Raw genomic sequence first — 12,733 nt, 5'->3', positions numbered from 1 at the left:
AGCAATCACTACCTGGCCTCCCCTGCAGCAAGGACCCCCACCATGAGCCTGACACTCTATGGCGCCATTCTGTCGCCCTTTGTTCGCAAGAACCGCATCCAGCTCGCAGACCAGAGTCTGGACTATGAACTGGTCGCCATTGATCCCTTCAATCAGCCTGAATGGTTCAGCGAGATAAATCCTCTGCGGCGTGTACCGGCGCTCAAAACGGCCGACGGGATCATTGCCGACTCAGCCATCATTGCCCAATACCTGCACGACAGCTATCCCGGCAGCAATCTCTATGGCAGTACGCCGACCGAATCCGCCCGGGTGCGCTGGCTGGAGAAGTTCGCGGATTATGAGCTGGCTCCCCTGGCAACCTTTACCGTCTTCCGCAACCGCCTGCTGAACCCTGTGCATGGCAAAGACTGTGACGAGGACGCTGTCCAGCATGCGATGGAACATGACCTGCCACCCCTGCTGGCTTATCTGGAACAGCAGCTAGAGGGCAAGCACTGGTTTTTGGGTGAGCAGTTCAGCCTTGCAGATATCGCCGTTGGCAGCCAGTTGATCAACCTCGCCCACGGTGGCCAGTTGATTGACGAGCTGCAGTGGCCGAATCTCTCATGCCTGCTGAGCAAGCTGAGCAGCCGCCAGAGTGTCAGCTCCCTGCTGCCCGGCGAACACCAGCTGGTCGGCAAGCTGCGCGAGTTTGCCGCCAAGCGACAGGCTGGCTAATCCGTAACCGGCAGCAATGCCCGGCCAACCCAGGCGCGGGCAAATTGCCACGCACAACGTCCATTCCGGTTGCCGCGGGTGGTAGCCCAGCGTATGGCTTCCTGTTGCAGTTCGGGCGTCCATTGCCAGGGCAATTCATACGCTGCTGCCAACTGCTCCAACCAATGCCGCACTACCGTCAGATACTGCTCCTGACTGAAGGGGTAGAAAGACACCCACAGGCCAAACCGGTCGCTGAGCGCAACCTTCTCCTCGATGGCCTCACCCGGATGAATTTCACCGTCAACCAGCTCTGCGGCAAGATTGTCGGAGCGTTTTTCTGGCAACAAATGACGGCGATTGGAGGTAGCGTACAGCAGCAAATTCTCGGGACTGGCTTCCGTGGTGCCATCCAGCACAGTCTTCAGTGACTTGTAGGCCGCATCATCGGCTTCAAAGGCCAGATCATCGCAAAACAGAATAAAGCGCCAGGGCTGCCCGGCGATCTGCTGCAGCAACTCGGGCAAGTGCAGCAAATCGGTCTTGTCGATTTCGATCAATCGCATCCCGGCATTGGCATAGCGTGCCAGCAGCGCACGCACCAGGGAAGACTTGCCGGTACCGCGCGCGCCCCAGAGCAAGGCATTATTCGCCGGATAGCCGGCAACAAACTGCGCAGTATTGCTGTCCAGCAGCTGCTTCTGCCGCTCCACGCCATGCAGGTCATCCAGCTGCAAGTCGAGGCGTACCTGAAGCGGCCGCAGCCAGCCGTGGGGGTGTTCCGGCATCCAGCGGGCGGCCATCACCTGTTGCCAGTCGATGACGGGGCGTGGTTGCGGCCAACGCTGCTCGGCACGATCCAGGTGGTCCAGGACCCGCTGCATGAATTCGCCCTGGGTCACAGTCATGATTATCTCCTTGTCTGGTCACACTGACAGCATGCCGCTTGGCCGCTTGTCACCGGTGGGCTAAGCTGAGCATGACGTGCACAGCCTGGAACGCCACCACCCTGATGAAAATCAACCTGTCCGATCGTTTATCCTTCAAACAGGCCCGCCTCGGGGTCATGGCGGCTTTCTTTCTGGGTATTCTGCTCGGTCTGGCTCAGGTTACCGTGGATTATTATGCCGAAAACGCTGCCATAGATCAGGAAATTGCCGCCCAGATCAACGTCAGTCTCGGCCCGGCTTCGCGCATTGCCTACAACATCGATGCCGAACTGGCCCGTGAACTGGTCAACGGCCTGCTGCAGGCACCGCCGATCGTCAAAGCGGAAATCATCGACAACAATGGCACCCCGCTGGCCAGCGTCAGCCGTCCCATGCTGTCCAGCCCCTACCGCTTTATCAGCGACACCCTGTTCGAGCGCCGGCGCAGTTATGCCAAGGCGCTGCATGTCGACTTCGTCCCCGATGAACTGCTCGGGCACCTGGTCATCGAACTGGACACTTTCCACCATGGCGCCAACTTCCTGCGCCGCGCCATGCTGACCATGCTGTCAGCTTTCATTCTCAGCCTGGCGCTCTCGCTCATCCTGATGGTTCTCTTCTACACCATGCTGACCAAACCCCTGGTGCACCTGATCAACAACCTGCTCGACATTCGTCAGCACACCGATCATGAGCGCCTGCCCTGCCCGCCAGGGCATCAGCGGGACGAAATCGGCGCCCTGGTGGAAGTCATCAACCGACAGCTGCAAAGCATTGATGTCAATCTGCGGCAGAAACTGCGCGCTGAAGAGCGCCTGAAGCAATACCTGGAAGAGCTGGAAACCATTGTTGAAGCGCGCACCAACGAATTGCAACAGGCCAATATCCAGTTGCGCAAATCCAACCAGGAACTCAAGGATTCGCGGGAAGAAGCCCTGACCATGGCCGAAGCGCGCTCGGCCTTTCTGGCCAATATGAGTCATGAAATACGCACGCCCATCAATGGCTTGCTGGGCATGCTCGGATTGGCTCTGGACAATGAAATGGATGAGGAGCAGCGGCAGAAACTGACCGTCGCCTATGATTCGGGCAAGGTTCTCATGGCCCTGCTCAATGACATCCTTGATCTGTCCAAATTCGAGGCCGGCAAGCTGCAGCTGGAACAGATCCCCTTTGACCTGGGCGAACTGGTTGAAGACACCCTGAGTCTGATGTCGCAACACACCCACAAAGAAGCGGTAGAACTGGCCTGCCAGGTTGATCCGCAGCTACCGGCGCAATTGGAAGGTGACCCGACCCGAGTGCGCCAGGTGATCAGCAACCTGCTCTCCAATGCCCTCAAATTCACCGCCCGCGGTCATGTCCTGGTCAGTCTGGAATGGCAGCCGAAGCACCAGCCGGCACGGGTCTGCATCCGGGTCGAGGATACCGGCATCGGCATTGCCCCCGAGGCACTGGAGTCGATCTTCTCACCCTTTACCCAGGCCGACCGCAATATCTCCAGACGTTTTGGTGGTACCGGTTTGGGGCTGGCCCTCTGTCGCAGCCTGACCGACGCCATGGGTGGCACATTGCGGGTTGAGTCTCGCCCGCAGCAAGGCAGTGTATTCAGTGTGGAACTCCCCCTGCACGCCATTCAGGAAGCCAGCAAACCGAAGATTGAGCTATCGGGCAAGATTCTTGTTTTCAACCAGCAGCAGCGCCTGCAAGGCCGGATCCTCCAGCAGTTGCTGCAGCATTGGCAACTCGACGCAGAGATAGCGGACTACCCCAATCCGGAGCACATACCGCAGCCCCTGCCGAACGCCAGCTACTGGATTATTGACAGCCCGGCGCTGGCTGAATCCCTCGCTCAACTCGACAGCGACACACCCCGGCTGCTGCTGTGCCCTTATCGTCAGCAGCTGGATAACTCGAAGGCCGCAACATTGCACCTGCATCAGCAGCTGCCCAGCCCGATCAGCCGCGCGCGCCTGCTGAGGGCGCTCCGGCAATTGCGCCAGCCACGCCCGGCCGTCAGTACCAGCACACAAGCCTCGACCACAGAGCCAAGCAGCGCCCGCTTGCTGTTGGTGGAAGACAATGCCGTCAACCAGATGGTCGCCAAAGGCATGCTGACCCGGATGGGCTTCGAAGTGATCGCCGTGGAACACGGCCAGGCGGCACTGGAATGGCTCCAGCAAGAGCATTGTGATCTGGTGTTGATGGACTGCAACATGCCGGTCATGGACGGCTATGAAGCCAGCCGGCGCATCCGTCAGCTACCCGCACTGAAAGATTTGCCGATCATAGCACTGACCGCCAATGCGCTTCAGGATGATCGCCAGCGCTGTGAGAACGCCGGCATGAATGACTATCTGGCAAAACCCTTCAAGCGTGAAGACTTGCAGAAACTGCTGCACAAATGGCTGCCCGACGAGCCGACAACATCGTCCTAGAGCAGACCCTCTACATCCTTGCGCAGCTCATCCGGGGTCAGTGTCGGCGCGTATCGCTTGACTACCCGCCCCTGATCATCGAGCAGAAACTTCGTGAAGTTCCACTTGATTGACTCGCTGCCCAGCAGACCCGGTGCGGCTTTTTTCAGGGCGACAAACAAAGGGTGCGCATCGGCTCCATTGACCTTGACCTTGCTGAACAGGGGGAAACTGACCCCGTAATTCACTTCACAGAATTCACTGATCTGCGCCTCGTCACCCGGCTCCTGACTGCCAAACTGGTTACACGGAAAGCCGGCAACCCGCAGGCCGCGCTCTGCGTATTCCTGATGCAAGGCTTCCAGTCCTTTGTACTGCGGCGTCATGCCACACTTGCTCGCGGTATTTACCACCAGATAGGCTTTGCCCTGCAAGGCAGCCAGGCTGGTTTCCTCCCCACTAATGGTGGTGCAGGGGATCTGCAGAATGTTATCGCTCATGATAGCTGTCTCCGGTGCTCTGATGCAGGAAAAAAGGGTTATTCATCGCGGGGTTGCAAGCGCAGCGCCACCGAATTGATGCAATAGCGCAACCCGGTTGGTGGCGGGCCATCCGGAAACACATGTCCCAGATGCGCATCGCAGCGCGCACAGAGCACTTCAGTCCGCTGCATGCCATGGCTGAAGTCATCTTTACTGACAATCGCGTCTTCGCTCACCGGGGCGTAATAGCTGGGCCAGCCGCAACCGGCATCAAACTGGGTTGCGGTATCAAACAACGCGGCATCGCAGCAAATGCAATGATAACGACCGGGTTGCTGGTTGGTGTAGTAGGCGCCACTGAATGGCCGTTCGGTGCTCTGTTGCCGGCAGACCGCAAAGGCCTCTGGCGAGAGCTGCTGACGCCATTCGGCTTCGGTTTTGGCGACTTTTTTCATCGGCTTCTCCAGGTTCTCCAACTCGGGCTTTCCCCGAACAGGGTGCACGACGTATGATGCGTGTTTTACATTGCCCGCAGCACCCGTTTCGACAAGGTAAATGCCCCATGCAGGTTAGCAAATCCAACAAATTGGCCAATGTGTGCTATGACATTCGCGGCCCCGTCCTGCGCCATGCCAAACGGCTGGAAGAAGAAGGCCACCGCATTCTCAAGCTGAACATCGGCAACCCCGCGCCCTTTGGCTTCGAGGCACCGGAAGAAATTCTCCAGGACGTGATTCACAACCTGCCAACGGCCCAGGGTTACAGTGATTCAAAGGGACTGTTTTCTGCGCGTAAAGCGATCATGCACTACACCCAAACGAAAAACATCCCCAATGTCGGCATTGAGGATATCTATTTGGGTAATGGTGTTTCCGAGTTGATCGTCATGGCCATGCAGGGCCTGTTGAATAATGGTGATGAAGTACTGATCCCGGCACCTGATTACCCGCTGTGGACCGCAGCCGTCAGCTTGTCCGGTGGCAAACCCGTGCATTATCTGTGTGACGAGCAGTCCGACTGGTATCCGGATATCGAAGATATTCGCAGCAAGATTACCAGCAACACCCGTGCCCTGGTATTGATCAACCCGAACAACCCGACCGGGGCGGTGTATTCGCGCGACATGCTGGAACAATTGGCAGCCATCGCCCGTGAGCACAACCTGCTGGTGCTGGCTGACGAGATCTACGACAAGATTCTGTATGACGGCACCGAACATGAGTCCTTTGCCGCCGTCGCCCCTGACTTGCTCTGCCTGACCTTCAACGGCTTGTCCAAGTCCTACCGTGTGGCGGGCTTCCGTTCCGGCTGGATGATAATCAGCGGTCCCAAACACAAGGCACAAAGTTATATCGAAGGCATCGACATCCTTGCGTCCATGCGTCTGTGCGCCAACGTACCCTCCCAGCATGCGATTCAGACCGCACTGGGTGGCTATCAAAGCATCAACGACCTGATCCTGCCCGGTGGCCGCTTGCTGGAACAGCGCGACGCCGCCTGGGAAATGCTCAACGACATCCCCGGGGTCAGCTGTACCAAGCCCAAGGGCGCGCTGTATCTGTTCCCGCGCCTGGATCCCAAGATGTACCCGATCCACAACGATGAAAAGATGGTACTGGATCTGTTGTTGCAGGAAAAAATCCTGGTGGTACAGGGCACAGCTTTCAACTGGCCCTGGCCTGATCACTTCCGCATTGTTTCCTTGCCACGCAAGGATGATCTGGAAGTGGCTATTGGCCGTATCGCCAATTTTTTGCATGGTTATCGACAATAAAACCCGGCTGACATTGTGCTACACGATTTGCAATAGACTGCCGATTGAAAAGACCGCGGGTTCACCCAATATACGTTCCAGGAATTGCCTGCGGGGAAGCAGGCAATATCATCACCCTCTGGAGACAACGCTTCCATGATGCGCATCTTTCTGTTCCTGGCGACCAACCTGGCCATTATCCTGGTCGCCAGTGTTACCTTGAGCCTGCTCGGCCTGGGCGGCATTCACGATGGGCAAGGCGGCATGAACCTGCCTGCCCTGTTGGTGTTCTGCGCCATAATCGGCTTTGCTGGCTCTTTTATCTCACTGTTCATGTCGAAATGGCTGGCCAAGCGCGGCACCGGCACCCGGATTATTGAAAAGCCGCAAAACCGGCAAGAGCAGTGGTTAATGGACACCGTCGCCGAGCTGGCCCGCGAAGCCGGTATCGGTATGCCTGAAGTGGGTATCTTTCCTTCCCGGGCATCCAATGCCTTTGCAACGGGCTGGAACCGCAATAATTCGCTGGTCGCGGTATCCGACGGCATGCTGCAACGCTTCAGCCCGCAGGAAGTGCGTGCGGTCATGGCGCATGAAATCGGCCACGTTGCCAATGGCGATATGGTCACCCTGACGCTGATCCAGGGCGTGGTGAACACTTTTGTCATGTTTTTTGCCCGCATCATCGGCAACTTCGTCGATCGGGCAGTTTTCAAGAATGACAGCGGTCGTCCGGGTCTCGGTTACTTTATCGCAACCATTTTTGCCGAGATTATCCTGGGCATTCTGGCCATGATCATCGTCATGTGGTTCTCCCGTCAGCGCGAATTCCGCGCCGATGCCGCGGCGGCTCAACTCACCGGGGCCGGCGGCATGATCGCTGCGCTTGAGCGCCTGCGCGCAGAACAGGGTATTCCGGTAGAAATGCCTGGCGAACTGAAAGCCTTCGGTATCAATGCCAATATGAAAAATGGCCTGGCTGGCCTCCTGATGAGTCACCCACCGCTGGAACAGCGGATTGAAGCCCTGCGCCGCGGTAGCTTCCGCTGATCACTGGCCCGGCAGCATGCTGCCGGGCGCCCCTGCTGTGCCTCGGAATGCCCGCGCACCCTCCTTCCTTTGCTTGTACAGCAAGTACCTGGTCAACCAGCTTTGGTTGGCTTTCCTTGTGTTAACCGTCGCTGCGTCAATGCAGGCAGTTTTCCAGAACCTGCCTGGAATGAATATTCATGCAACTAACCCTTATAGGTGAGCCATTTTATCTTTTTGTATTGCTACGATGTGCGGCGCAACAAACATGCACACGATGAGTGATGCAACACTCTGATGTTCTGATGCATACCGATAAGACCAACAAAAGGTACTTCAAACATGAATGCTGCTTTCAAACTGACTGCCCTGGCCGTCGGCCTGATGCTCTCGGCCAATGCCCTGGCCAGCAACCCCACCCCACCACCACCGCCGCCTCCCACTGGTGGTGGAGACTCTGGTTTCCCCGCTGTATCCAGTTTTGACCGTTCCGGGCCTTTTAGCACCACGAGTGGCCGTGAAGGTCCCGACTGCACCATTTATCGTCCACGTACCCTGGGCGAAAACAACCGCCGTCATCCGATCATTATCTGGGGTAACGGTACAGGCGCCTCTCCCAGCGGTTATGGCAGCTTGCTTGATCACTGGGCCAGCCATGGCTTTGTCGTCGCTGCCGCCAATACATCAGACGCCGGCTCCGGCCAGGAAATGCTTGCCTGCCTCGACTACCTGGTCCAGCAGAATGGGCGCAGCACAGGTACTTACGCAGACAAACTGAATGTTAACCGTGTCGGCTCTTCTGGCCACTCGCAAGGTGGTGGCGGCTCAATCATGGCGGGGCAGGACAGTCGCATCACCGTCACAGCCCCCTTCCAGCCCTATGTGCTGGGTCTCGGCCATGACAGCTCTTCGCAGCGTAACCAGAATGGACCCATGTTCCTGATGACGGGCAGCTCCGATACCCTGGCCGGGCCACGCCTGAACGGCCGGCCGGTATTCCGCAATGCCAACGTCCCTGTGTTCTGGGGTAATTTGCAGGGGGCCGGGCACTTTGAACCGGCCAGCAATGGTGGCGATTATCGTGGTCCGTCCACTGCCTGGTATCGCTTCCACCTGATGAATGACGGTAACGCTGAAAGCCTGTTCTATGGCAGTAACTGCGGCTTGTGCAACGACCGTGACTGGGAAGTGCAGCGCAAAGGCATCAACTGAGTCAACGACTGACACTACCAAGGCAGCCAGCAATAACTGGCTGCCTTTTTTATTGCCAAAACGCACAAAAAGGAATGAACGTTCATGTATTTAACCCGCATGGGTGAATCAATTATTTTTTTTGTCTTGATATGGTAGCTAGCGCAACAATCGGGCAGCAGATCAAACATGCGACAGCCCGTCACTACGATACAGTCCAACAAGACCAACAAAAGGTACTTCGAACATGAATACAGCTTTCAAACTGACGTCCATCGCCGCCGGCCTGGTGCTTTCTGCCAATGCCATGGCCAGCAACCCCACCCCACCACCACCACCGCCCGGCGGCGGAGTGGATTCCGGATTCCCCGCTGTCTCCAGCTTTGACCGCTCAGGCCCCTTCGCCACCACCAGTGAAAGTGCCGGTCGTAGCTGTACCGTCTACCGCCCCCGCACGCTGGGCAATGACAACCTGCGTCACCCGATCATTCTCTGGGGCAACGGTACTGGTGCCTCACCCAGAACGTACCGCGGCTTGTTGGACCACTGGGCCAGCCACGGCTTTGTAGTTGCCGCAGCCAACACGTCCAACCCGGGGTCGGGTGAAGAAATGATTGATTGCCTGGATTACCTGGTGCAGCAGAATGGTCGCAGCACCGGCACCTATTCCGGCAACCTGGATCTCAACAAGGTGGGTGTCTCCGGCCACTCGCAAGGCGGTGGTGGTACCATCATGGCCGGCCGTGACAGCCGGGTTACCGTGACAGCCCCCTTCCAGCCCTATGTACTGGGTCTTGGACATCGCTCCTCGTCGCAGCGCAACCAGAATGGACCCATGTTCCTGATGACCGGCAGCTCCGACACGCTGGCGGGTCCGACTCTGAATGGCAGCCCGGTATTCCGCAACGCCAACGTACCGGTTTTCTGGGGCAACCTGCGTGGTGCCAGTCACTTTGAACCCGTGGGGGATGGTGGCGACTATCGCGGCCCGTCAACTGCCTGGTATCGCTTCCACCTGATGGGTGATCTGAATGCCGAAGGTACCTTTTATGGCCGCAACTGCGAATTGTGCAACGATCGCAGCTGGGAAGTTCGTACCAAAGGCATCAACTGATTGGAGTAATACAACAGTCAGCTGATGAACCAACCAAGTGATGCGCGTTTGCCGGTTACCTGAACAGGTAACCGGCTTTTTTTGTGCTAGCATTTCTGGCCATGATTTCAGGAGATAGCCATGCACAAAGTAGCCATTGTTACCGGCGCGGGTAGCGGGATAGGTCGCGCATGCAGTCTCGCTCTGCTGCGTGCAGGGTATGCAGTCAGCCTTGCCGGACGCAGTCCTGACAAGCTTCAGGCCACGCGTGATGCCGCAGGCAAGGATGCTGAACGAGCGCTGTGCATCGAGACCGACGTGCGCAACCCGGATTCGGTAGCGGCCTTGTTTTCCGCTACGCTTGAACGCTGGGGTCGGTTGGACCTGCTGTTCAATAACGCTGGAACCGGCACACCTCCACTGCCACTCGAAGACCTTACTCCCGAACAGTGGCAAGCCACTCTGGACACCAATGTCACCGGTGCTTTTCTCTGCACCCAGCACGCCTTCAGAATCATGCGCGAGCAATCACCCATGGGTGGACGCATCATCAACAATGGTTCGATTTCGGCGCATGTTCCGCGCCCGAACTCGGCGCCCTACACTGCCAGCAAACACGCAATAACGGGGCTGACCCGAGCCAGCTCGCTGGATGGGCGACGCTACAACATTGCCTGTGGCCAGATCGACATTGGCAATGCTGCTACCGACATGGTCGCCCCCATGCAGCGTGGCATTCCCCAGGCCAGCGGCGAGATCATGATCGAGCCAACCATGGATGTTGAGCATGTTGCTCAATCTGTATTGCACATGGCGCAATTGCCGCTGGAAAGCAACATCCAGTTCATGACTATCATGGCGACAAAAATGCCCTATATTGGCCGCGGGTGAATCTGATACCCCTGCACCAACTGCAGCAGCCCGATACAAATGTTAAGCGGAGCGCTTTTTGCGCATCTGCGCCTGCCAGGGCCCACAAATTGGACTGCTTCAGCCCCGGGACACTTCTCTTCTTGGTATCGTTCTTGTTACCATAGCTCCACGCTATAAAACCACCACCGTAACGGGCACACACGCATGAGCAATAACCCTACCCCACTGGCCATGGCCTTGTCGCAGCGCAAGTCCGAAGAGCGTGCCACGCCCTTGAGTGCCTTTCGTATGGCTCGCCGCTGGTGGCTTGAAGGCAGACGCCTGAATCTGTCCCTGCTGGCCGAAGAGCTGGGCATTGGCCGTGCCACCCTGATGCGCTGGGTTGGCAACAAGGATTTGCTGATGGGAGAGATTCTCTGGTCATTGTACAAGGGGATCTACGACCAGGCACTGGAACGTGCCAATGAGACGCCCGGCCTGGAAGGGATTGATTATCTCGCGCAAATCTACAATGACATCAACGTCGCGCTGATTGAGTCCAGACCATTGCATGACTTCATGCACAACGAACCCCAGTGGAGCCTGCAGCTGCTGACATCCCAGGTAGCCGGCCTGCAGCAGCGCCTGATGGGCACCTGGAAAGACCTGTTCGAGAAAGAAATCGCCGCCAACAATATCAACCCGGAAATGGATGCCGAAAGCCTGGCGTTCTATATCATCAAGATTGGTGAGGGCGCGATCTATTGTGACCTGATCTGTGGCCGCCAACCAGATCCAGGCCCGGCGAATACCGCGTTTCGCCTGCTGGTCAACGGCCATACGCGCTGATCAGGACGAAGCCGCCCTGATGATCAACGGGTGTGCTCTACTGTCGCTTGCGGGGTGGTGCCAAGCCATCTCCGCTGGCAACGACCTGCCCTTTGGGCACCTTGTTGGACGGTTTGCGTTTGGCCGCCGGTTTTTTTGCCGCCTTGGCCGTTTTACTTCCCTTGTCTGCTGACTTGCGCTTTTTGCTGCTTGCCGGCTTGCCGGACGCCTTGACCTTCTTCGGTCCCTTGAAGCTCCCAGCCAGCGGTTTGATAATTCGCCGCTCGAACTGCCAGCGCAAATAACGCTCGATACTCGACATCAGGTTCCATTCGTGCGGTGCAACCAGGGAAACCGCCAGCCCTTCATGCTCGGCGCGGCCAGTTCGCCCAATGCGATGCAGGTAGTCATCACCACTACGCGGCATATCAAAATTGATCACCCGATCCAGCTGGTCAATATCCAGCCCGCGTGCAGCGACATCAGTAGCAACCAGAACACCACCACCGCCTTGCTTGAAGCGCTCGACAGCCAGCTTGCGATCCTCCTGCGATTTCTCGCCATGCAGTACATAAACGCGCAAATCTGCCGCTCGCAGCACGCCATTCAGGCGGTCAGCCATGGCCCTGGTATTGGTAAAGACAATGGACTTGCCTTCACCCTCCTCCTTCAGCAACCACTTGAGCAGCGTTTCCTTGTGTGCGTTGTCATCCGTGGGAATCACCTGCTGACGAACCTGAGTCGCGCCGCCACGCACCTGATCCAGTTCCAGCCATTCCGGTTCATGCAGCACTCGCGACGCCATGGTTTTCATTCCGGCGTGGCCACTGGTGGCCGACAACAACAAGGTCTGACGCTCCGTCGGACATTGCGCTGACAAGGTCGCCACATCTTCACTGAAGCCCATATCCAGCATACGATCGGCTTCATCCAGCACCAGCATCTGCACGGCATCCAGTTCCAGGTTGCCCGCCTGCATCTGCTCCAGCGCCCGGCCGGTGGTAGCCACGACAATATCCGGATTTTTCCGCAGGCGCGCCGCCTGCTCCTTGAAGCCCTCGCCCCCGGTGACAATGTCCGCACGCAAATAGGTAAAGCGAGCCAGTTTTGCGATCTCGGCCAGCACCTGACGAGCCAACTCACGGGTCGGCACCAGAATCAATGCTCTTGGTGACAGGGGCTTGCTGCTGTCGTCCTGCAAACGCTGCAACATCGGCAACAGATAAGCCAGCGTTTTGCCCGTGCCTGTTCTGGCCAGCAAATAGAGATCACGCCCTTTCAGAGCAGGTGGCAGTGCTGCCAGCTGAACATCGGTCGGGGTCTGCAACAACAAAGCATCCAGCGCCTTGAGCAGGCGTGGGTCAAGATCAAATTGTGTAAACAAGAGTCGCTTCCGGCTATGACGATGAATGGCGCCTAGTGTAGCAAAATCAGGCGGTACCTGACCGACGCCACGACCG

Annotated in this window: 12 protein-coding genes; 8 read left to right on the top strand and 4 right to left on the bottom strand. The window is 57.6% G+C overall.

The features are described from left to right. The first annotated feature begins 42 nt into the window (after window positions 1–42). The gene (locus BLU07_RS04860; RefSeq protein ID WP_092384709.1) at window positions 43–720 is read left to right on the top strand and encodes a glutathione S-transferase family protein; all 678 of its coding nucleotides are present in this window, start codon (window positions 43–45) and stop codon (window positions 718–720) included. On the opposite strand, the gene BLU07_RS04855 is transcribed toward BLU07_RS04860, so the two are convergent. Further along, on the bottom strand, window positions 717–1,607 hold the full coding sequence (locus BLU07_RS04855; protein WP_092384707.1) for an ATP-binding protein: 891 nt from the start codon (window positions 1,605–1,607) through the stop codon (window positions 717–719). The genes BLU07_RS04860 and BLU07_RS04855 overlap by 4 nt on opposite strands. 104 nt (window positions 1,608–1,711) lie before the next feature. On the opposite strand from BLU07_RS04855, the gene BLU07_RS04850 reads away from it, so the two are divergent. After that, a complete protein-coding gene (locus BLU07_RS04850; protein WP_092384705.1) occupies window positions 1,712–4,066 on the top strand; it encodes a hybrid sensor histidine kinase/response regulator in 2,355 nt (784 codons plus the stop codon). Here the strand turns inward: BLU07_RS04850 and BLU07_RS04845 are convergent. After that, window positions 4,063–4,545: a glutathione peroxidase gene (locus BLU07_RS04845; RefSeq protein WP_092384703.1), complete on the bottom strand. Its 483-nt coding sequence runs from the start codon at window positions 4,543–4,545 to the stop codon at window positions 4,063–4,065. The genes BLU07_RS04850 and BLU07_RS04845 overlap by 4 nt on opposite strands. Window positions 4,546–4,583: 38 nt before the next feature. After that, a complete protein-coding gene (gene msrB / locus BLU07_RS04840) occupies window positions 4,584–4,982 on the bottom strand; it encodes a peptide-methionine (R)-S-oxide reductase MsrB (protein ID WP_092384701.1) in 399 nt (132 codons plus the stop codon). Window positions 4,983–5,089: 107 nt separating this feature from the next. Between msrB and BLU07_RS04835 the strand changes: the two genes are divergently transcribed. The 6 genes from BLU07_RS04835 to BLU07_RS04810 all read left to right on the top strand — a co-directional run bounded on the left by BLU07_RS04835 (window position 5,090) and on the right by BLU07_RS04810 (window position 11,294). Beyond that, the gene (locus BLU07_RS04835) at window positions 5,090–6,301 is read left to right on the top strand and encodes a pyridoxal phosphate-dependent aminotransferase (RefSeq protein WP_092384699.1); all 1,212 of its coding nucleotides are present in this window, start codon (window positions 5,090–5,092) and stop codon (window positions 6,299–6,301) included. A 135-nt stretch (window positions 6,302–6,436) separates the two neighbouring features. Continuing rightward, entirely contained in the window at window positions 6,437–7,330 is an 894-nt protein-coding gene (gene htpX, locus BLU07_RS04830) for a protease HtpX (protein ID WP_092384697.1), read from the top strand. Between the two features lie 321 nt (window positions 7,331–7,651). After that, window positions 7,652–8,521, top strand: coding sequence for a poly(ethylene terephthalate) hydrolase family protein (locus tag BLU07_RS04825; RefSeq protein WP_197675065.1), 870 nt, complete (start codon window positions 7,652–7,654; stop codon window positions 8,519–8,521). A 226-nt stretch (window positions 8,522–8,747) separates the two neighbouring features. Further along, window positions 8,748–9,614, top strand: coding sequence for a poly(ethylene terephthalate) hydrolase family protein (locus BLU07_RS04820; RefSeq protein WP_092384695.1), 867 nt, complete (start codon window positions 8,748–8,750; stop codon window positions 9,612–9,614). A gap of 120 nt (window positions 9,615–9,734) precedes the next feature. Further along, entirely contained in the window at window positions 9,735–10,484 is a 750-nt protein-coding gene (locus BLU07_RS04815; protein WP_092384693.1) for an SDR family oxidoreductase, read from the top strand. A 186-nt stretch (window positions 10,485–10,670) separates the two neighbouring features. After that, complete coding sequence (locus BLU07_RS04810) at window positions 10,671–11,294, top strand: QsdR family transcriptional regulator (protein WP_092384691.1); 624 nt, start codon at window positions 10,671–10,673, stop codon at window positions 11,292–11,294. Window positions 11,295–11,331: 37 nt separating this feature from the next. Here BLU07_RS04810 and BLU07_RS04805 read toward each other — a convergent pair whose 3' ends face one another. Beyond that, a complete protein-coding gene (locus BLU07_RS04805; RefSeq protein ID WP_092384689.1) occupies window positions 11,332–12,657 on the bottom strand; it encodes a DEAD/DEAH box helicase in 1,326 nt (441 codons plus the stop codon). Window positions 12,658–12,733 lie beyond the last annotated feature (76 nt).

The organism is Halopseudomonas salegens (assembly GCF_900105655.1).
Lineage (GTDB): Bacteria > Pseudomonadota > Gammaproteobacteria > Pseudomonadales > Pseudomonadaceae > Halopseudomonas > Halopseudomonas salegens.
The sequence above is the reverse complement of the archived record's forward strand: the minus strand, read 5'-3'. Positions and strand labels throughout refer to the sequence as shown.

Coding starts and splice junctions, on each gene's coding strand:
- BLU07_RS04860 (WP_092384709.1), top strand. CDS start 43: ATGAGCCTGACACTCTATGGCGCCATTCTGTCGCCCTTTGTTCGCAAG.
- BLU07_RS04855 (WP_092384707.1), bottom strand. CDS start 1,607: ATGACTGTGACCCAGGGCGAATTCATGCAGCGGGTCCTGGACCACCTG.
- BLU07_RS04850 (WP_092384705.1), top strand. CDS start 1,712: ATGAAAATCAACCTGTCCGATCGTTTATCCTTCAAACAGGCCCGCCTC.
- BLU07_RS04845 (WP_092384703.1), bottom strand. CDS start 4,545: ATGAGCGATAACATTCTGCAGATCCCCTGCACCACCATTAGTGGGGAG.
- msrB (WP_092384701.1), bottom strand. CDS start 4,982: ATGAAAAAAGTCGCCAAAACCGAAGCCGAATGGCGTCAGCAGCTCTCG.
- BLU07_RS04835 (WP_092384699.1), top strand. CDS start 5,090: ATGCAGGTTAGCAAATCCAACAAATTGGCCAATGTGTGCTATGACATT.
- htpX (WP_092384697.1), top strand. CDS start 6,437: ATGATGCGCATCTTTCTGTTCCTGGCGACCAACCTGGCCATTATCCTG.
- BLU07_RS04825 (WP_197675065.1), top strand. CDS start 7,652: ATGAATGCTGCTTTCAAACTGACTGCCCTGGCCGTCGGCCTGATGCTC.
- BLU07_RS04820 (WP_092384695.1), top strand. CDS start 8,748: ATGAATACAGCTTTCAAACTGACGTCCATCGCCGCCGGCCTGGTGCTT.
- BLU07_RS04815 (WP_092384693.1), top strand. CDS start 9,735: ATGCACAAAGTAGCCATTGTTACCGGCGCGGGTAGCGGGATAGGTCGC.
- BLU07_RS04810 (WP_092384691.1), top strand. CDS start 10,671: ATGAGCAATAACCCTACCCCACTGGCCATGGCCTTGTCGCAGCGCAAG.